Origin of the sequence: Lutibacter holmesii (assembly GCF_042679665.1) — a bacterium.
In the GTDB taxonomy this organism is placed as follows: domain Bacteria; phylum Bacteroidota; class Bacteroidia; order Flavobacteriales; family Flavobacteriaceae; genus Lutibacter; species Lutibacter holmesii.
Genome location: NZ_JBHTMV010000001.1, coordinates 87,748 through 106,968, shown reverse-complemented (window position 1 = coordinate 106,968; position 19,221 = coordinate 87,748). Strand labels below are relative to the sequence as shown.

19 protein-coding genes are annotated in these 19,221 nt (G+C 31.0%); 6 read left to right on the top strand and 13 right to left on the bottom strand.

From position 1 onward, the window contains the following. Positions 1–47: 47 nt before the first annotated feature. Positions 48–1,349 (top strand): ribosome biogenesis GTPase Der, encoded by a 1,302-nt coding sequence (gene der, locus ACFQ5N_RS00465; protein WP_386806817.1) that lies wholly within the window; start codon positions 48–50, stop codon positions 1,347–1,349. 2 nt (positions 1,350–1,351) lie between these two features. Here the strand turns inward: der and ACFQ5N_RS00460 are convergent, their stop codons facing one another. From ACFQ5N_RS00460 to ACFQ5N_RS00445, 4 genes are all read right to left on the bottom strand, one after another. After that, the gene (locus ACFQ5N_RS00460; protein ID WP_386806816.1) at positions 1,352–2,062 is read right to left on the bottom strand and encodes a LytR/AlgR family response regulator transcription factor; all 711 of its coding nucleotides are present in this window, start codon (positions 2,060–2,062) and stop codon (positions 1,352–1,354) included. Beyond that, positions 2,062–3,108 carry a sensor histidine kinase gene (locus ACFQ5N_RS00455; protein ID WP_386806815.1) on the bottom strand — a complete coding sequence of 349 codons (1,047 nt, stop codon included), beginning with the start codon at positions 3,106–3,108 and terminating at the stop codon, positions 2,062–2,064. The genes ACFQ5N_RS00460 and ACFQ5N_RS00455 overlap by 1 nt, the downstream gene beginning before the upstream one ends. Positions 3,109–3,132: 24 nt before the next feature. After that, complete coding sequence (locus ACFQ5N_RS00450) at positions 3,133–3,432, bottom strand: DUF4907 domain-containing protein (protein ID WP_386806814.1); 300 nt, start codon at positions 3,430–3,432, stop codon at positions 3,133–3,135. Between the two features lie 85 nt (positions 3,433–3,517). Next, positions 3,518–4,507 carry a Kelch repeat-containing protein gene (locus tag ACFQ5N_RS00445; protein WP_386806813.1) on the bottom strand — a complete coding sequence of 330 codons (990 nt, stop codon included), beginning with the start codon at positions 4,505–4,507 and terminating at the stop codon, positions 3,518–3,520. Positions 4,508–4,814: 307 nt separating this feature from the next. Here ACFQ5N_RS00445 and ACFQ5N_RS00440 point away from each other — a divergent pair, with 307 nt between their 5' ends. Together ACFQ5N_RS00440 and ACFQ5N_RS00435 are read left to right on the top strand one after the other, a co-directional pair. Then, a complete protein-coding gene (locus ACFQ5N_RS00440; protein ID WP_386806812.1) occupies positions 4,815–6,128 on the top strand; it encodes a DUF4270 family protein in 1,314 nt (437 codons plus the stop codon). A gap of 3 nt (positions 6,129–6,131) precedes the next feature. Then, positions 6,132–7,373 carry an OmpP1/FadL family transporter gene (locus ACFQ5N_RS00435; protein WP_386806811.1) on the top strand — a complete coding sequence of 414 codons (1,242 nt, stop codon included), beginning with the start codon at positions 6,132–6,134 and terminating at the stop codon, positions 7,371–7,373. A 126-nt stretch (positions 7,374–7,499) separates the two neighbouring features. Here ACFQ5N_RS00435 and ACFQ5N_RS00430 read toward each other — a convergent pair whose 3' ends face one another. The 5 genes from ACFQ5N_RS00430 to ACFQ5N_RS00410 all read right to left on the bottom strand — a co-directional run bounded on the left by ACFQ5N_RS00430 (position 7,500) and on the right by ACFQ5N_RS00410 (position 10,740). After that, positions 7,500–8,306: a TPM domain-containing protein gene (locus ACFQ5N_RS00430; protein WP_386806810.1), complete on the bottom strand. Its 807-nt coding sequence runs from the start codon at positions 8,304–8,306 to the stop codon at positions 7,500–7,502. Positions 8,307–8,315: 9 nt separating this feature from the next. Further along, entirely contained in the window at positions 8,316–8,753 is a 438-nt protein-coding gene (locus tag ACFQ5N_RS00425; RefSeq protein ID WP_386806809.1) for a TPM domain-containing protein, read from the bottom strand. 8 nt (positions 8,754–8,761) lie between these two features. Next, complete coding sequence (locus ACFQ5N_RS00420) at positions 8,762–9,355, bottom strand: LemA family protein (protein ID WP_386806808.1); 594 nt, start codon at positions 9,353–9,355, stop codon at positions 8,762–8,764. An 81-nt stretch (positions 9,356–9,436) separates the two neighbouring features. Beyond that, on the bottom strand, positions 9,437–9,769 hold the full coding sequence (locus tag ACFQ5N_RS00415; protein ID WP_386806807.1) for a MerR family transcriptional regulator: 333 nt from the start codon (positions 9,767–9,769) through the stop codon (positions 9,437–9,439). Further along, complete coding sequence (locus tag ACFQ5N_RS00410; protein WP_386806805.1) at positions 9,769–10,740, bottom strand: M23 family metallopeptidase; 972 nt, start codon at positions 10,738–10,740, stop codon at positions 9,769–9,771. Before ACFQ5N_RS00410 ends, ACFQ5N_RS00415 begins: the two co-directional genes overlap by 1 nt. Before the next feature lie 133 nt (positions 10,741–10,873). Here ACFQ5N_RS00410 and alaS point away from each other — a divergent pair, with 133 nt between their 5' ends. Continuing rightward, positions 10,874–13,489 carry an alanine--tRNA ligase gene (gene alaS, locus ACFQ5N_RS00405; protein WP_386806804.1) on the top strand — a complete coding sequence of 872 codons (2,616 nt, stop codon included), beginning with the start codon at positions 10,874–10,876 and terminating at the stop codon, positions 13,487–13,489. A 73-nt stretch (positions 13,490–13,562) separates the two neighbouring features. After that, the gene (locus ACFQ5N_RS00400) at positions 13,563–14,507 is read left to right on the top strand and encodes a GSCFA domain-containing protein (protein WP_386806803.1); all 945 of its coding nucleotides are present in this window, start codon (positions 13,563–13,565) and stop codon (positions 14,505–14,507) included. 59 nt (positions 14,508–14,566) lie between these two features. Here the strand turns inward: ACFQ5N_RS00400 and ACFQ5N_RS00395 are convergent, their stop codons facing one another. Next, positions 14,567–14,878: a rhodanese-like domain-containing protein gene (locus ACFQ5N_RS00395; protein ID WP_386806802.1), complete on the bottom strand. Its 312-nt coding sequence runs from the start codon at positions 14,876–14,878 to the stop codon at positions 14,567–14,569. Between the two features lie 221 nt (positions 14,879–15,099). Here ACFQ5N_RS00395 and ACFQ5N_RS00390 point away from each other — a divergent pair, with 221 nt between their 5' ends. Beyond that, positions 15,100–15,870 carry a M48 family metalloprotease gene (locus ACFQ5N_RS00390; protein WP_386806801.1) on the top strand — a complete coding sequence of 257 codons (771 nt, stop codon included), beginning with the start codon at positions 15,100–15,102 and terminating at the stop codon, positions 15,868–15,870. 29 nt (positions 15,871–15,899) lie between these two features. Here the strand turns inward: ACFQ5N_RS00390 and ACFQ5N_RS00385 are convergent, their stop codons facing one another. The 3 genes from ACFQ5N_RS00385 to ACFQ5N_RS00375 are packed head-to-tail and all read right to left on the bottom strand — an operon-like array spanning position 15,900 to position 19,210. Next, positions 15,900–16,901 carry a mannose-1-phosphate guanylyltransferase gene (locus ACFQ5N_RS00385; protein ID WP_386806800.1) on the bottom strand — a complete coding sequence of 334 codons (1,002 nt, stop codon included), beginning with the start codon at positions 16,899–16,901 and terminating at the stop codon, positions 15,900–15,902. A gap of 28 nt (positions 16,902–16,929) precedes the next feature. After that, positions 16,930–17,898: a Gfo/Idh/MocA family protein gene (locus tag ACFQ5N_RS00380; RefSeq protein WP_386806799.1), complete on the bottom strand. Its 969-nt coding sequence runs from the start codon at positions 17,896–17,898 to the stop codon at positions 16,930–16,932. A gap of 28 nt (positions 17,899–17,926) precedes the next feature. Next, positions 17,927–19,210 (bottom strand): nucleotide sugar dehydrogenase, encoded by a 1,284-nt coding sequence (locus ACFQ5N_RS00375; RefSeq protein ID WP_386806798.1) that lies wholly within the window; start codon positions 19,208–19,210, stop codon positions 17,927–17,929. Between the last annotated feature and the right edge of the window lie 11 nt (positions 19,211–19,221).

Genomic DNA, 19,221 nt, shown 5'->3' with positions numbered 1-19,221 from the left:
TTGTCAAATTAAAATATTGTACTTTTGCAAAAAATTAAAAAACACCAATGAGTAATATTGTAGCCATTGTAGGAAGACCAAATGTTGGAAAATCAACTTTATTTAATCGTTTAGTTCAACGAAGAGATGCCATTGTTGATTCGGTAAGTGGAGTTACACGTGATAGACATTACGGTAAGAGTGATTGGAATGGGAAAGAATTCTCTGTTATTGATACAGGAGGTTACGCCGTTGGTTCTGACGATATTTTTGAAGAAGAAATTAGAAAACAAGTTGACTTAGCTATTGATGAAGCTGATGTTATTGTTTTTGTAGTTGATGTTGAAGATGGTATTACACCTATGGATACTGAAGTTGCAAACCTTTTACGCAAAGTTAAAAAACCAATTTTTATGGTGGTTAACAAAGTAGATAACTCTATGCGTGAAGATGATGCTTTAGAATTTTACAATTTAGGATTGGGAGAATTTTTCACCATTTCATCAATTAATGGTAGCGGTACAGGTGACTTATTAGACGCTGTAGTGCAAGATTTAGAGAATGATGTAGTTATTGAAGATAAACTACCTAGGTTTGCTGTTGTTGGTCGTCCTAATGCCGGTAAATCATCTTTCATCAATGCTTTAATTGGTGTTGACCGAAATATTGTAACCAATATTGCTGGTACAACTAGAGACTCTATTGATACCAAATACAACCGTTTTGGTTTTGAATTTAATTTGGTTGATACTGCCGGAATTAGAAAAAAATCAAAAGTAAAAGAAGATTTAGAATTTTACTCTGTAATGCGAGCAGTACGCTCTATTGAACATTGTGATGTTGCTATTTTAGTTGTAGATGCTACGCGTGGTTTTGAAGGTCAAGACGAAAACATATTTTGGCTTGCTGAAAAAAACAAAAAAGGGATAGTTATTTTAGTAAACAAATGGGATTTGGTTGAAAAAGAAACCAATACTATGCGTGATTTTGAAGCACAAGTACGTAAAGAAATTGCTCCTTTTACTGATGTGCCAATTATTTTTACCAGCGTATTAACTAAACAACGTATTTTTAAAGCTATTGAAACTGCTGTTGAAGTATTTGAAAATAGAAAAAAACGTATTGCTACAAGCAAGTTAAATGAAGCAATGTTAGAAATTGTAAAAACGTATACACCACCAGCTTACAAAGGTAAGTTTGTGAAAATTAAGTACTGCATGCAATTACCAACACCAACACCTCAATTTGTGTTTTTCTGTAATTTACCGCAATATATAAGAGAGCCTTACAAACGTTTTGTTGAAAATAAACTGCGCGAATTATACGACTTTAAAGGAGTTCCAATTATAATTTACTTTAGACAAAAGTAAACTTAGTTTTCAATTCGCTTTATAAAATCATCTTTATAGTTTTGTCCTATAGGAATGTACACTTTATCAATAATAATTCTATTGCGCTGTACAGAGTTTATATGGTTTAATGAAACAATAAAAGATCTATGTACACGAATAAAATTTGGTGGTAATTTTTCTTCAAAAGCCTTTAAACTGTTCAATGTTAAAATTGGCTTAGGATCATCAGTATAAATTTTAATGTAGTCTTTTAAACCTTCTATATAACGAATGGTATTTAAATTTACCTTTAAATTTTCATACTCTGACTTTACAAAAATAAAATCGGAAGATTGCGCTGTTAAAGTTTGCACAGCTGTTTCAGGTTCTGCTTTTAATTCAAATAATTCTTGCGCTCTATTAACCGCAGTTAAAAACCTATGAAAAGGAATTGGTTTTACTAAATAATCTACCGCATTTAAATTAAAACCTTCTACGGCATAATGTGAATAAGCTGTTGTAAAAATAAACAAGGGTTTATTTTTAATAGATTTTATAAATTCAATACCTGTAAAATCGGGCATTTCAATGTCTGAAAAAATTAAATCTATAGTTCCATCTTGAATTACTGAAATTGCTTCAAATGCACTTGAACAACTTTTAACCAAATTTAAAAATGGAACTTTAGAAACAAAATCTTCTAATAATTCAACCGCTAAAGGCTCATCATCAATAATTAAACAACGTATCATTATACTTTTAGTTTTAATAATAATTTTACTTTGTACTGCTTATTTTCTTCAGTAAAAGTAAGTGTGTGTGATTTTGGATACTGAAGATTTAACCTGTTCACTACATTTTTTAACCCAACACCCGAATTTTGAGAATCCTTTTTATGAATTGAAACATAATTAGACACTTCAAAATCTAAGTTATCATTTTTAACTTCAATTCGTATTCTAATATCTGTTTTCCCATTAAAATCTGTTCCGTATTTAAAAGCGTTTTCAATAAAAGAAATTAACAATAAAGGCTCTATTTTATGTTCTATTCTTCCATAAATATTCACACGAACACCACTGGAATCTTTCAGTCTTAAATTTTGTAACGAAATATAGTTTTTAATATAATTTAATTCATCTTGTAAAGGTACCAACTCTTTATCGGTTTCATAAATCATATAACGCATTAATTCAGCTAGCGTTATAATAGCTTCTTTAGTGTCATCAGATTTTTTATTGGCCAATGAATAAATACTATTTAACGAATTGAATAAAAAATGTGGATTTAATTGTGCTTTTAAAAAAGAAATTTCAGTATGCACACGTTGCAGTTCAATTTCTTTTTTAATTTTCTCGTTTTTATACCATTCCATCACCAGGCGAATACAAGTACCTACAGCCAGCAATAACATACTTGCAAAAATACTAAACGGATTAAACGGGCCTTTTTCAGGTCTAATTCCTTGATCAACAATCATTCTTGGCACTTCAAAACGAGCTGGCGGACCAGGAATTTTTGGTTCAATATAATAATCAATTAAAAAAACGGATAAAAAAACAACAATAAATGCAGTAAAAACGTATTCCAAAATTTTATTATTTAATAATAATTTTGGAACCAACACACTAAAATTCAAGTAAAAAAGTACTACTTCAACACAAATTTTAGCATAAAATAAAACATCTGGAAATTCTAAAAAACGGTTGTAAAATGCTGAAATATTTATTAAAATAAAAACTGCCCAGCATAATACATGCAATATAATTGGGTTTATATTTTTTAGTGATTTTTTCAATTTAATTTCTTCAATTCATTTTAATTACAAACTTATACTATTTTTAAGCTCATCAATAGATATACTTGGAATTTTATGCTGTTTTAACTTTTCTATAACTAGCTTAGCTACTGTGTAGGCATCTTTTTCACTTTTAAAGTGTTTTAAGTTGCTTATTGCTGGTATGTATTGTTGTCTAATAATTAATTTTTCTTTTTCAAAAATAGAATAGCCGTAACCTTGTTCAATTTCAAAAACTTTTATGGTATACACGGGTTTTTCAGTTGTGCAATTTAAAAACAGCAAACACAACAAAACATATTTTAAAATTTTAACTTTCTTCATTATTTTATAAAATAATTAAAAGAGTTAATACACGTACTAACTCTTTTAAAACTAAACCAAACTTTAATCTATCTAAACAATATGATTAATCGTCTTCATCTGCTTCTTCATAAGGTCTAAATTCCCAGTTATCATCAAAATAATAACTTCCACTTCTACCCATTAAAACAAATGCTTTATCTGAAAAACTAAATGCAACTGCATCTTGTCTTGCTGAACCTTCAAAGTATTCTCCTTGATCCCAAGTATCTGTTGCAGGATCATATTCCCATAAGTAAGTTGAAACTCCTGAAGATGCACCTGTTGCAAAATACCCCATACCATCTATTGTAAATCCAACACCACTTGAAAACATTACTGAATAATCTGAATCGTCATCATCTAAATCTGTTAAACGTGTCCAAACTTCAGTATCTCCATTAAACACATAAAAGTCATTTTCATACGCTCCATTGTGTAAACCTGATCCCATATAAGCATTGTTTCCAATTACAAACACTGCAGCATCTTTACGCTTATCACCACCAAATCCAACTGATTGCACCCAAGTATCACTTGTAGGATCATATTGATAAAAATCTTTCAATTCACTTCCGTCATAACCAGTACCAACATAACCTTTTCCTGAAACAGCAAAACCTATAGCACCATAACGTTCAGTACCTATAAAGTCTGCTTTTTGCTCCCAAGTATCAGTTGCTGGATTATAACTCCAAAAATCATTTAATTTATCATCACCATCATATCCAGTTCCAAAGTAACCAATTCCGTTAATTGCAAAACCAACAGCACCGCTTCTAGCTATACCAGGAAAATCTGCTTTTTGTACCCAGTAATCACCTTCACTATTGTATTCCCATAAATCACTTAAATAATCATCTCCGTCATAACCTGAAACAAGATATCCTTTATCTCCAATTACAAATGATACCGAATTCCCTCTTGCATCTCCATCAAAAGACGAACTTTCAACCCAATTTCCGTAATCTGTATCGTCATCGTCACTACAACTAACTGCACTAACAAACAGAATGAATACCATTAAAGATTTTAAATAAATATTGTTAATCCTCATAATTTTTTTTGTTGTTTTTTTTATCAATTTATTAATCACTTATCATTCAAACCCTTAGTAAATACGCCTCACTAATTCGCCAAAACTGTAGCACAAAAATATTCAGCAATTTAATGTTTAAACCATAAAATAGACGAATTGGTCACTTTTACCTACAGAGACGCATAAATCATCTACAAACACTTAAAATAGCTGATTATTAGCTATTTAACATTTTATTAACGTCTTTATAGATACTTTTTAATCACTTATCTATTTTATGATTTTGAAATGAACTGATTGAAATATTTTCGCTCAAAAAACAAGAATGAAGCATTATTTATTAATTATACTTATTGGTTTTGGGTTCTTAGTAGCTTGTAACGAAGAAAATACAAGTTACGAGGTTGGGCAAGACTTTATTGATTCCAATACATTGGTTTTTGAAGTTGATACGCTAACGCTAAAAACTTCAACAATTATTTCTGACTCTTTAATTACCTCGGGTACATCTAGAATTTTAGTTGGCGCGTTACAAGATGATGACTTTGGAGATTTAACAGCACAAAACTATTTTAGCGTTTATAGTACTACTTTTAGTTTAGATGATGATGCTGTTTTTGATTCTATTGCTTTAATTATGCACTACGATCGTTATTATTATGGAGACACCACGTTGGTTCAAAATTATAAAGTTCACGAAATAACAGAAGTTTTTGAGCCTAATGATGACGATGACTATTTTTACAACACTTCTAGTTTAGAATATAGTGAAGACATTTTAGGTGAACAATCTTTCACGCCATATCCAAACAAAAAAGATTCTATAAACATTTCTTTAAACTATGCTTTTGGTGAAAACATTTTCAATAAAATTGTAGATAATGAAATAACTGAATACGACGATTTAATAAAAGAATTTAGAGGAATTACCATTAAGTCAGACACAGATACAAATACCGTATTAGGGTTTAAAACCAGTACAGGATCAACTACCATTAGAATGTATTACACCTTAGCTGATGATGACAACTCTGAGGACAACGACCATTACCTTGATTTACTTGTGCAAGGTGGTAATTACATTTTTAACAATATAACTAGTGATAAAACAAATACCGTTTTAAATAACTTAAACGATAGTGAAGACATACTGCCAAGTACAGATACCAACAATAAAACTTATATCCAATCTGGAACCGGAGTAAGTATGCGGGTAGAAATGCCAACACTAGCTACTTTAAATGATCTTGAAAATGATGGAACCACACTTGGTGCTTGGATAAAAATATTTCCAGACCATTCCAGCTATGACAATATTGACTTAATAGACTCTTTAGCTGTTTATGTTGTTGATGACAAGAACAGAACAATAAAACAGCTTACATCCTTAAGTGGAAGCAATATCTACGCAAAATTCAATTCAGAAGAAGACGAATTTAACTCTAGCATTTATTATAGTGTTGATGCAAGCTCTTTTGTAGAAGAAATTCTAACTAGTAGCTACACGTTAGATTATGCATTAAGATTTGAGTTCCCAAGCAATTCAAGTACAATAAATCGTTTGCTAATACACGATCCTGAAAGCCCAGAAAATTCAGATTACAAGATGAAACTCCTTTTAACTTATTTAACTTATTAATATATGAAATTTCAACGCTTAATTGTACTATTTAGCTTTTTCAGTCTAACCACATTTGCTCAAAGTGATGTAGACTCGCCATATTCTTTATTTGGTATAGGAAAAGAAAATACAAGTTATTTTGGAGGTTCAGCCGGATTGGCAAATACAGGAATTGCATATTCAAACAAACTTTTATTAAACAAAATAAATCCTGCTTCATTAACATCGTTAAGTCCAACTGCTTTTTTATACGAAATTGGAATAAATAATACCCTTTCAATTAAAGTAGATAACGACAATTCTCAAACAAATTACGACTTCAACTTTACGCATATTGCGTTAGGTTTTTCAGTAAGTGACCGATGGAAAATGAGCTTTGGATTGGTTCCACAAACTAAAACCAGTTACAACATAGATATTACGGAGCCTGTAGAAGGAAACACCAACTTATATTACACAAATATTGAAGGATCTGGAGGTATAAATGAACTATTTTGGGGGCACGGTTTTAAGGCTACTAAAAACCTATCTCTTGGACTTGAAATGCGCGTTTATTTTGGATCAATAAATCAAGAAAGAACTATAGATTATTTAACCACACAAATTTATTTAGATGAAACTAAAAAATATACTGGTCTTGGTATAAAAGGTGGTTTTCAGTACAAATTCAACAATTTATTTGGTACAAATACAACAATTGGTGGTATTATAAATGTTCCTTCATCATTAAGTGGTTCACAAGATATTGAAGGTACCAAAACATTTACAAGTATTGGAACCACAACTATAATTGATGAAACTGACAATGATTTAGATGATTTTGAACTTCCTTTAAAAATAGGATTTGGTATTTCAACACAAGTAAGAAAATTAACGTTTAACTTAGACTTTCATAAAAAATATTGGAGTAATTCTTATACTTCAGATTCTAATTTTACCTATAGAGATCAAAGCGTATATGGTTTAGGTATTGAATACAAACGTGAAACTAATTCGTTAAAATATTATAGAAAAATAATTTATAGAATGGGAATTAATTATGATTCTGGATATTTAAACTATTCTGACTCAAAAATTGATAGCTATGGTATTTCTGCCGGAATTGGATTCCCTATGTCTAACAAAGGTTCTACTTTAAATTTAAGTTACTCATACGGAAAAGAAGGAACGCTAAACAACAATTTAGTAATAGATAATTTTCATAAAATGAGTATAAATGTAAGTTTATTTGATAATTGGTTTACAAAACGAAAAATATATTAACCCCTTATTTTTTTTTAATTCAACCCTTTCAAATAAGTTAAAAAACAACTTTAAAAGGGTTCACATAAAAAAACGTCTAGGCTTAAATTGCATAGACGTTTTTTATGTTATCAATAATCTTTTAAATTACCAGCCTCCACTAGCACCGCCGCCGCCGAAACCACCGCCGCCAAAGCCGCCACCGAAGCCACCGCCACCAAAACTACCTCCTGAGCTTCCGCCGCCAAAACTACCTCCGCCGCCGAAGCCGCCTCTTCCCATATTGCTTAAAATTATAGCATCTAATAAAGAACCTGTTCCACTTCTATTTCCTCGGTTATTACCGCCGCCTTTGTTCTTTTTAGAAAAAACAAGCATTAATACTATAAAAATAATGAATACAATAACTCCAAAAGGAATTCCAGATGAATCACCTTTTGCCGGTTGATTGTTTTTATAAGAGCCATTCAACACTTCAAAAATAGCATACGTTCCTTTGTCTAATCCAGCATAATAACCGCCTTTTCTAAACTCAGGAATTATAACCCTTTCTATAATTCTTTTTGAAAGTGCATCTGTTAATAAGTGTTCAATTCCGTAACCAGCTTGAATTGCTATTTTTCGATCATCTTTAGCCAATAAAATAACAATACCATTGTCTTCCTTTTCTTGACCAATTCCCCACGAATGTCCCCAATTAGCAGCTAAAATATTTATATTCTCACCTTTTAAGCTTTCAATTGTAATTAATACAATTTGTGTAGATGTAGAGTCTGAATATTTTATTAACTTCTGCTCTAAAGTAGCTTTTTCAGTGCTAGACAATACCTTAGCATTATCATAAACACTTGTTTGAAGCTTTGGTTTTTGCGGAATTTCAAACTGCCCAAAAGCAACCTGAATAAATAACACTGCAATTACAATTGAAATGTATTTTTTATATGGTATGTGCATTGTTATCATTTATCCTTTTGAAATTTCGTCAGATAATTCATTGGTATCATTAGACATATATGGAAAAAATTGTTTTAAATTTTTTCCTACTTCAACAATAGCAAGTTCTAAACCTTTAGAAAAGGCTCCTTTTTTAAAATGTGAAAGAACCAATTCTTTTTCTTCATCCCAAAAATTAGCAGGAACTACGTTGTTGATACCTTCATCTCCAATTATTGCAAACTTTTTACTTTCAACAGCAATATAAAACAATACACCATTTCGCAATTGCGTACTGTCCATTTTAAGCATTTGAAAAACCTCTAATGCTCTTTCCATTGCCGGTAACTCAGTTGCTTTTTCAATATGAACACGAATTTCACCTGAAGTGTTTTTCTCAGCTATTTTAATAGCCTGAATTAAATTCTGCTCTTGTTCAGCCGTTAAGAAATCTTCAACTTTTGACATCTATTTATCTAAAATTGAACTGTTGGTGCAACTTCACTTCCTTCAGCAGCTTCAAAACGAGTCATTTCTTCAAAGTTTCCGAAAAAATTATTTATAATATTATTTGGAAACACTTTAATATGCTTGTTAAATAAATTAACCTCTCCGTTGTATCTATTTCTTTCTACATTAATTCTATTTTCAGTTCCTTCTAACTGACTTTGTAATTCTAAGAAATTCTGATTTGCTTTCAAATCAGGATACTTTTCTACTGTTACTAATAAACGTGATAATGCTCCTGATAAACCTTCTTGTGCTTTTTGAAAAGCAGCCATATTTTCTGGAGTAATATTTGTTGGATCAATTGTTGTTTGCGTTGCTGCTGCTCTTGCTTTAATTACTCCTTCTAATGTTTCTTTCTCATGAGCTGCATATCCTTTAACCGTTGAAACTAAGTTAGGAATTAAATCTGCTCTTCTTTGGTAGGCACTTTCAACATTTGACCACGCTGTTTTTGCATTTTCTTCTAAATTTACTGAAGTATTATAAAAACTTTTTACTGATTTGTACCCAACAAATACAAGTACTGCTATAATTATTACAGGAATTAACCACTTTTTCATTTTTTTACGTTTTAAGATTGATTATTATTCTATTTAATTAGTTGTTAAGTTGCCAATATTGTTACAATGCAACTAAACTATTTATGATAATTGATTTTTAATATTTATCAATTCGGCTTTAATACTTTCTAATCTTGTGATAATTTCATGATTGTTTTTAACCGATTGTGGATTCTCTTTCATTTTTAATTTAGCACCCTCTAAAGTAAATCCTTTTTCTTTTACCAAATGATAAATTAACTTTAAGTTTTGAAGATCTTGATGCGTAAATAACCTATTTCCTTTTTTATTTTTTTTAGGTTTTAATATATCAAATTCCTTTTCCCAAAAACGAATATGGGATGTATTTAAACCAAATGCTTTGGCAACTTCGCCAATTTTATAATATCTTTTTTCGGGTAAATCTATATACATTAATCAAGAGATTGTCCTTCAATTTGCGCCGCTTTTTGCATTGCTTCAAATTCTTCAGGAGATAAATTTCCGTAATAAAAATCAATTGGGTTTACTTTTCTACCATTTTTTATTACTTCGTAATGTAAATGAGGTGCTTGAGACCTTCCGGTATTTCCAACAAAACCAATTAAATCACCTCTTTTTACTTTTTTTCCTTTTCTAACATTGTATTTACTCATATGCGCATATAAAGTAATAAAGCCAAAACCGTGATCAATTCTAACATGTTTTCCATAACCTGAAGCACCTTGATCGGCTCTAACTACAACTCCATCACCTGTAGCATAAATTGGCGTTCCTCTTGGAGCGGTAAAATCCATTCCCCAATGTTTTTTTCGTGCCTTTGTAAATGGATCTGTTCTCCAACCATAACCAGAAGCCATTCTAGTTAAATCTTCTTTTTTTACAGGTTGAATTGCTGGCATTGCCGCCAATAATTCTTCTTTATTTTCAGCTAATTTCACAATCTCATCTAAAGATTTAGATTGCACATACAATTGCTTAGACAAAATATCCATATTTCTGGTAACATCAATAATCATTTCTGAATTATCAAAACCTTCCAAAGCCTTATACCTGTTTACGCCACCAAATCCGGCTTTTCTTTGTTCTTCAGGAATAGGATTTACTTCAAAATATAAACGGTAAATATTGTTATCGCGTTCTTGAATTTCTTTTAAAACCTTTTCTAACTGCTCAATTTTTTTATTGTGCAATTCCTCATTCAATTTCACAAACTCCAACTCTCGCTTTAATTCTTTCTCTTTTGGCGATTCAAAAAACGGTGTAAACACCACAAAACCAGTAAGCATAAAAATAAATGCTGCTAAAAAAGTAAACAAAACACGCTTAAATTTAGTGCTCTTTTTACGTTGTATCTTTTGATATGAAAGTGTATCTGAATCGTAATAATATTTTACCTTCGCCATCTATTTAAATTATCTTATTTTTGTATGTTGAAACGCGCTCTTATTTATTAATATTGCGATGTACAATTAACAAAATTACAAAATGTTTTACAAAGGTGATAAAACGCCTATTTATTTAGCATATAATTAACGAATGAAATCACAACAAATACGCCAACAATTTTTAGATTTTTTTGCATCAAAAAAACATACCATTGTACCATCATCGCCAATGGTTTTAAAAAACGATCCTACTTTAATGTTTACCAACGCCGGAATGGTACCTTTTAAAGAATTCTTTTTAGGACAAAAAAAGGTTGTAAATAAACGTGTTTCTGACTCTCAGAAATGCTTGCGTGTTTCAGGAAAACATAATGATTTAGAAGAAGTTGGTAAAGACACCTACCACCACACCATGTTTGAAATGCTAGGAAACTGGAGTTTTGGTGATTACTTTAAAAAAGATGCCATTCATTGGGCGTGGGAATTGTTAACTGAAGTGTACAAAATAGACAAAGATTGTTTATATGTTTCTGTTTTTGAAGGCGCTAAAGAAGATGGTTTAGAATATGACCAAGAAGCACACGATTATTGGAAAGAACTAATTGATGAAGACCGTATAATTAGCGGTAATAAAAAAGATAATTTTTGGGAAATGGGTGCACAAGGACCTTGCGGACCTTGTTCTGAAATTCACGTAGATATTCGTTCGGCTGAAGAAAAAAAATTGGTTTCAGGTAAAAGCCTTGTAAATATGGATCATCCACAAGTTGTGGAAATTTGGAATCTTGTATTTATGGAGTTTAACCGAAAAGCAAATGGAACATTAGAAAAATTACCTGCGCAACACGTAGACACAGGAATGGGATTTGAGCGTTTATGTATGGTTTTACAAAACGTACAATCAAATTATGATACAGATGTTTTTATTCCGTTAATTAAAGAAGTTGAAACCATCACAGGAAATGATTACGGTGAAACGGAAGAAATTGATATTGCAATTCGTGTAATCTCAGATCACGTTCGTGCAGTGGCTTTTGCAATTGCAGACGGGCAACTACCTTCAAATACAGGTGCTGGTTATGTAATTAGAAGAATTTTAAGAAGAGCGGTTCGTTATGGATTTACTTTTTTAAATACCAAAGAACCTTTTATTTACAAATTGGTTGCTGTACTTACAAAGCAAATGGGTGATTATTTCCCTGAATTAAAAACCCAAAGACAACTAATTACCAATGTAATAAAAGAAGAAGAAAACTCTTTTTTAAGAACTTTAGATCAAGGACTTGTTTTATTAGATGGTATTATAAAAAATACGCAAGGAACAATTGTTTCAGGTAAAAAAGCTTTTGAATTATTTGACACCTACGGTTTTCCAATAGATTTAACCGCATTAATTCTTTCTGAAAAAGAAATGACCCTTAATGAGGAAGAGTTTGAAACGGAACTTAAAAAACAAAAAGCCAGATCAAGAGCTGCTTCAGTTGTTGAAACTGATGATTGGGTAATTATTGATGAAAATGATGATGAAGAAGAGTTTATTGGTTATGATACACTAACTGCTAAAGTTAAAATTACTAGATATAGAAAAGTATCTTCTAAAAAAGATGGAGATATGTATCAACTTGTTTTTAATATGACTCCTTTTTACCCTGAAGGTGGTGGACAAGTTGGAGATAAAGGTTATTTAGAAAAACAAGATGGAAGTACGGTTTATATTGTTGACACTAAAAAAGAAAACAATTTAATTATCCATATAACAAAATCAATTCCTAAAGAATTAACAGGAACTTTCAACGTTTCCGTAGATGAAAAACAACGCTTTAGAACAGCTTGTAACCATACTGCAACTCACTTATTACACCAAGCTTTAAGAGAAGTTTTAGGTGAACATGTAGAACAAAAAGGATCTGCAGTGCATTCAAAACATTTACGCTTTGATTTTTCACATTTTGCCAAGTTAACTGTTGATGAACTTACCTATGTTGAAGATTTTGTAAATGGTAGAATTGAAAACAAATTACCATTGCAAGAGTTTAGAAACATTCCTATTGAAACTGCAAAAGAAAAAGGTGCTATGGCATTATTTGGTGAAAAATACGGAGATACTGTTAGAGCAATTCAATTTGGACAATCTGTTGAACTGTGTGGAGGTACGCACGCTCAAAATACAGGTGACCTTTGGTATTTTAGAATTCAATCTGAAAGTGCCATTGCTTCAGGAATTAGAAGAATAGAAGCCATTACTGGTGATGCTATGAAAACCGAATTTTCTGAAAATAACAGAACTCTTTTCCAAATTAAAGAATTGGTAAAAAACTCTAAAAACCCTGCTGATCAAGTTTTAAATTTAATTGAAGATAATGCTAAACTAAAAAAACAAATAGAGCAACTGTTAAAAGAAAAAGCTAAAAATGCTGCCGCAAGTTTATTAAATGAAACAGAACAAATTAATGGTGTAAACTTTTTAGCAAAAAAACTAGAGCTAGATCAAAACAGTATTAAAGATTTAGCAAATGACCTAGGAAATAAAATTGAAAATTTATTTTTAATCATTGGATCTGAAACCAACGGCAAAGCATTTTTAACTTGTTATATTTCAAAAAACTTAGTTGCTGAAAAACAATTAAATGCTGGGCAAGTTGTAAGAGAATTAGGAAAATTAATTCAAGGTGGTGGCGGTGGCCAACCACATTTTGCAACTGCAGGAGGAAAAAACCCTGAAGGTATTACTGAAGCTTTGGAAAAAGCCAAAACTTATATAGCTTAATAACTTTCAATTACTTAATGCTATATGTATTTTTAGTACGCATAGCATTAAGTTTTAGAAGTGACTTTTTATTATGAATTTTAGAACCAACCTACAACTAAAACCTGAACGTAATCAAATTGATTATGACTCAAAAATATTGTTGTTTGGCTCTTGTTTTTCTGAAAATATAAGTAAAAAGCTCGCCTATTTTAAATTCAATACTGGCAGCAATCCATTCGGTATTTTGTTCAATCCTATAGCTATTGAACGTTTAATTACCAATGCTATAAATTTAAAAGAGTATACGGAGTCTGATATATTTCAATTAAATGAACGTTGGCATTGTTTTGACGCACATTCTGATATTAGTGCCATTGAAAAAAATGAATTGCTTCTAAATTTAAATAATGAAATTTCAACAACGCATAAGCAATTAAGTGAAGCATCACACATTGTAATTACACTAGGAACCGCTTGGGTTTATCGTTTTATTGAAAACGATACTATTGTTGGTAATTGTCATAAAGTTCCGCAGAAAAAATTCTTAAAAGAATTACTTTCAACACAAGAAATAACAGCTTCTTTAGATAATATTTCAACACTTATAAAAAGTATAAATTCAAACGTAACTATTATATTTACCGTTAGCCCTGTAAGACATTTAAGTGATGGTTTTGTTGAAAATGCACAAAGTAAAGCACATTTACTAACTGCAATTCATGAGATAACAGATATTAAAAATCAACTTTATTATTTCCCTTCTTTTGAAATTATGTTAGATGATTTACGTGATTATAGGTTTTACGCCAAAGATATGATTCACCCAAATGAAATAGCTGTAGACTATATTTGGGAACAGTTTAAAAAGGCTTGGATAAATGAAAACACCGCTTTGGTCATGAAAGATGTTGAAACTGTACAAAAAGGATTGGCACATAAACCGTTTAATCCAGCATCAAAACAGCACCAACAATTTTTAAACAATTTAAAACTGAAAAAAAACAAATTGTTTGAACACTATCAAATTCAATTTTAATTCTATAAAACAAAAAAGAGAAGCAAATGCTTCTCTTTTTTGTTTTATAGTCTCATTTGTTAATTCACAAATTTTGCTACATTTTGCCAAGGACCTCCATTTATAACGTCAATCCCGTTTTGACTTAAAAAGGACGTTGCTTGTCCGCTTCTTGCTCCACTTCTACATACAGCAATTACTTTTTTATTCATTGCCTTAATTTCAGCAATCTTAGTTGGAATAGTGTTTAACACAATATTTTTAGAACCATTTACATGGCCTCCAGCAAACTCATCAGCTGTTCGTACATCTATTACAACTGCACCTTCTTTCAAATACTCTTCAATTGACTCTCCGCTGTTACCTCCTCCAAATAAACCAAAAAAACTCATTTTCTTTCTTTTAAAATTTTGAGCAAATATAAGAGATTAAATGCTAAATTTGGTAACACCTGTTACTAAAAAATCCATTGAACTTTATTTAGTACAGTTACTATTAATGTAAAAATAGCTTCATAATTAAAAAAACAACGTATTATTCACTATGCATAAACAAGCTTTTATATGAATATTAAAACTTGAATTGTATATTTAGCACTTAAAATTAACTAACAATGAGAAGAGGAAACAGAAAGGTAAAATTACTTATAGGATTGGGTATAATTTTATTTACCGTTTTTCAATATTATTCAAAAAGTGAAGTGAATACTTATACTGGAAAAAAACAACATATTTCTATAAGTCCTGAAAAAGAAATTGCTATAGGTTTACAAAGCACTCCGTATATGGCGCAACAACACGGAGGATTACATCCAGACAAAAAGTATCAAGAATTTGTTGATATGGTTGGAAACAAATTAGTAAATAGTAGTATTGCAGCTCAAACACCTTATCAATTTGATTTTCATTTATTAAAAGACACACAAACTATTAATGCGTTTGCTTTACCTGGCGGACAAATATTTATTACCTACGCTTTGTTTTCAAAACTTGAAAACGAAGACCAATTAGCGGGCGTTTTAGGCCATGAAATTGGCCACGTTGTTGGAAGACATTCTGCAGAAAGAATGTCTAAACAAGAATTAACAAAAGGTCTTTTAAACGGTGTTGCTGTTGGTTTTGACCCAAGTACTGCTGAAGGAGTTGCAGCTATTGCAAACGTATTAAATTTAAGTTATGGAAGAGATGATGAATTGGAAAGCGATTATTTAGGCGTGAAAATAATGATAGATGCCGGCTATAATCCTAACGCTTTAATTGGCGTAATGGAAATTTTAAAAGCTGCAGCAGGACCAAATAAAACACCAGAGAGATTAAGTACGCATCCTGATCCTGAAAATAGAATTGAAAAAATTAAAGAAGCAATTGAAAGCTATAAACAATAATAACTTTCAATTACTTCTTTCTACATATATTAATTTAACAAGTCTGAATTTTCTGACTCTAATTTAACATATACATCTTTTACTTTTTGAGCATGTTCCTTATGTAAAATTAGATTTGCGGTTGGTGTTGACACAAAAATAGTGTTTTGCAATCCTAAAAAGGCTGTAAAGTTATCAGTTCCAATTACCATATTTCCATCTGCATCTGTTGTGTGTCCTTTTGAAATTAAATAATCATAAACTGAATCAAAAGAACCTAAATCAGACCAATTAAATTGTGTTGGAATTACTTTAATTTTTTGGCTTCTTTCCATCACAGCATAATCAATACTTATACTTGGAATATCCATAGACAAGGCTAAATCTAATTTACCTTCTTTATTTTGATCCCAAGCAATTTTAGATTTCTCATATACTTCAGGCGTAAAATCCTTTAACTCATCAAGCATTACACCAGCTTTAAAACAAAACATGCCACTATTCCAAAGAAAGTTTCCTTTTGAAATAAATTCTTTTGCTGTTGACTCATTTGGTTTTTCACGGAAAGAAATTACCTCATCATTATTTGCATATTCAATATAACCATAACCAGTTTCTGGCTTAGTAGGCACAATTCCGAAAGTTACAATAGCTCCTTCATTGGCTTTATTTACAGCCAATTCAATAGCTGCTTTATATGAAGCATCACCTTCAATCACGTGATCTGATGGTGTTACAATTAAAACATCATCAGGGTCTGCTGCGAAACAAGCAAAAGCAATTGCTGCTGCAGTATTTCTTGGTGTAGATTCAACAATATCAATATAATCTAATCCAGATTTATTAAGAACAGCCTTACTTAAATGACAATTATCTACATTTCCAACAACCATTACGTCATCAGTTAATATGCTATTTCGTTCAACCGTCATTTGAAACAATGATTTGTCTTCAAAAATTTCTAAATACTGTTTTGGTTGACTTTTTCTTGAAAGTGGCCATAATCTACTTCCTACGCCACCTGTTAAAATAACATTTATAACTTTGCTCATATCTTATTCTTTTTAATTTAACTTCATTTTATTTTTCAAAAGGATGCTTTGCCAAAGGCTTTTTTACAAACGGATGGTAATTTCCTTTTGCTCCTAAAGGCTCAGCATGCCTTACTTGGTGCACTATTTCAATTGCTTGCCTTGGCGCTTCAATACCATAGCCATTCCCTTTTAATATTTCACTATAAGAAATAGTGTGCAAATCTGTAAAACCACCACTAAACTCTAATTCTTCACCTTCAATAGTAATTGATCTAAATGTACGCTGTCCTTTCAATTTAATTTCTTCAGGTAAAACGTCATAGTTAATTGATAAAAACCAACGCACTCTTGCTCTTTCAAATTCTAAATATCCGGCAGACCGATCGTGTGTGTTTATATGCACATCATTCTTTTTTAAGTCTCCAAAAATCCAAGAAAGCATATCAAAAAAGTGAACTCCAATATTGGTAGCAATTCCACCAGATTTTGAAACATCTCCTTTCCAAGATGTATAATACCAGTGACCACGAGATGTTAGATAAGTTAAATCTACATCATAAACTTTATCTTTTGGCCCGTTTTCAATTTTTTGTTTTAATGCAATTATACTTGGATGTACTCTTAATTGCAAAATATTAAAAATTTTATTGCCTGTTTCTTGTTCTATTTTAGAAAGCGCATCAATATTCCACGGATTTAGCACTAACGGTTTTTCGCATATAGCGTCTGCACCTTGTCGTAATGCAAATCTAATATGTGCATCATGTAAATAGTTTGGAGTACAAATACTTACATAATCTAGTTGTTGACTTTTCTCAAAATTTAATTTTGAAATATGGCGATCAAAACGTTCAAACTCTGTAAAAAAATCGGCATTTGGAAAATAACTATCAATAATACCAACACTATCAAACTTATCTAGAGCCGCCAATAAATTATTATTGGTTTCTTTGATCGCTTTCATATGTCGGGGAGCAATGTAACCTGAAGCTCCAATTAATGCGAAATTTTTCATTTTCTATTTTAATATTTTTTTCAATCAGTTACAATTTACCTTGAACTTCACAATCTAAAACTCCTTTTACATCATAAATAATTCCGTTCGTATTTAAATATGACCTAAAATCAATTGTTAAAAATTCACGATGTGCTACTGCTAGTACAATAGCATCAAATTTTTCATTAGGAATTTCGTTAAAAATTTCAGTTTTATACGTTCTTTTTACTTCAGAAGGATTTGCCCAAGGATCAAAAACTGTTACTTCTGTTTCAAATTCTTTTAGGTTTTGAATTACATCAACAACACGCGTATTTCTAACATCAGGGCAATTTTCTTTAAATGTAATTCCTAACACCAAAACTTTGGCATTTTTAATTTGAAAATCATTCTTAATTAAAAGTTTCACCACTGCAGAAGCTACATAAGCTCCCATACTATCATTCATTCTTCTACCTGCTAAAATAATTTCAGGTGTATACCCAACCTCTTGTGCTTTTTGAGCTAAATAATACGGATCAACACCAATACAATGTCCGCCTACTAACCCTGGTTTAAATGGTAAGAAATTCCATTTTGTGGCAGCCGCAGCCAAAACATCTTGCGTGTTAATATCTAACAAATTAAAAATTTTAGCAAGTTCATTCACAAAAGCAATATTTATATCTCTTTGTGAATTTTCAATAACTTTTGCAGCTTCTGCTACTTTAATTGTAGGTGCCAAATGCGTGCCCGCCAAAATTACAGAAGCATATAAGCTATTTACTTTTTCACCTGTTTCAATAGTTGAACCCGATGTAATTTTTAAAATTTTCTCAACTGTATGTTCTTTATCTCCTGGATTGATACGCTCTGGTGAATATCCTACAAAAAAATCAACATTAAATGTTAAACCCGATAATTTCTCTAGAATTGGCACACAAACTTCTTCTGTAGCACCCGGAAATACCGTAGATTCAAAAACAACAATATCACCCTTTTTAAGAACATTGGCTACAGTTTCACTTGCTTTTAACAATGGTGTTAAATCTGGTTTGTTATTTTTATCAACTGGCGTAGGAACGGTAACAATATAATAATTACAACTTGTAATTTCTTCAACTTTAGTTGTACAATACAATCCGTTTTTAGTACTAGAACGCTCAACTAACACTTTTTGAAGAGTTTCATTTTCAACTTCTAACGTGCTATCAATTCCATTTTTTAATTCTACAACTCTAGTTGTATTTATATCAAATCCAATTACAGGGTATTTTGTAGCAAATAATCTTGCCAAAGGTAAACCTACATAACCTAATCCTATAATTGCTATTTTTATGTTCTCTTTCATTAAAATATTAG

Coding starts and splice junctions, on each gene's coding strand:
- der (WP_386806817.1), top strand. CDS start 48: ATGAGTAATATTGTAGCCATTGTAGGAAGACCAAATGTTGGAAAATCA.
- ACFQ5N_RS00460 (WP_386806816.1), bottom strand. CDS start 2,062: ATGATACGTTGTTTAATTATTGATGATGAGCCTTTAGCGGTTGAATTA.
- ACFQ5N_RS00450 (WP_386806814.1), bottom strand. CDS start 3,432: ATGAAGAAAGTTAAAATTTTAAAATATGTTTTGTTGTGTTTGCTGTTT.
- ACFQ5N_RS00445 (WP_386806813.1), bottom strand. CDS start 4,507: ATGAGGATTAACAATATTTATTTAAAATCTTTAATGGTATTCATTCTG.
- ACFQ5N_RS00440 (WP_386806812.1), top strand. CDS start 4,815: ATGAAGCATTATTTATTAATTATACTTATTGGTTTTGGGTTCTTAGTA.
- ACFQ5N_RS00435 (WP_386806811.1), top strand. CDS start 6,132: ATGAAATTTCAACGCTTAATTGTACTATTTAGCTTTTTCAGTCTAACC.
- ACFQ5N_RS00430 (WP_386806810.1), bottom strand. CDS start 8,306: ATGCACATACCATATAAAAAATACATTTCAATTGTAATTGCAGTGTTA.
- ACFQ5N_RS00425 (WP_386806809.1), bottom strand. CDS start 8,753: ATGTCAAAAGTTGAAGATTTCTTAACGGCTGAACAAGAGCAGAATTTA.
- ACFQ5N_RS00420 (WP_386806808.1), bottom strand. CDS start 9,355: ATGAAAAAGTGGTTAATTCCTGTAATAATTATAGCAGTACTTGTATTT.
- ACFQ5N_RS00415 (WP_386806807.1), bottom strand. CDS start 9,769: ATGTATATAGATTTACCCGAAAAAAGATATTATAAAATTGGCGAAGTT.
- ACFQ5N_RS00410 (WP_386806805.1), bottom strand. CDS start 10,740: ATGGCGAAGGTAAAATATTATTACGATTCAGATACACTTTCATATCAA.
- alaS (WP_386806804.1), top strand. CDS start 10,874: ATGAAATCACAACAAATACGCCAACAATTTTTAGATTTTTTTGCATCA.
- ACFQ5N_RS00400 (WP_386806803.1), top strand. CDS start 13,563: ATGAATTTTAGAACCAACCTACAACTAAAACCTGAACGTAATCAAATT.
- ACFQ5N_RS00395 (WP_386806802.1), bottom strand. CDS start 14,878: ATGAGTTTTTTTGGTTTATTTGGAGGAGGTAACAGCGGAGAGTCAATT.
- ACFQ5N_RS00390 (WP_386806801.1), top strand. CDS start 15,100: ATGAGAAGAGGAAACAGAAAGGTAAAATTACTTATAGGATTGGGTATA.
- ACFQ5N_RS00385 (WP_386806800.1), bottom strand. CDS start 16,901: ATGAGCAAAGTTATAAATGTTATTTTAACAGGTGGCGTAGGAAGTAGA.
- ACFQ5N_RS00380 (WP_386806799.1), bottom strand. CDS start 17,898: ATGAAAAATTTCGCATTAATTGGAGCTTCAGGTTACATTGCTCCCCGA.
- ACFQ5N_RS00375 (WP_386806798.1), bottom strand. CDS start 19,210: ATGAAAGAGAACATAAAAATAGCAATTATAGGATTAGGTTATGTAGGT.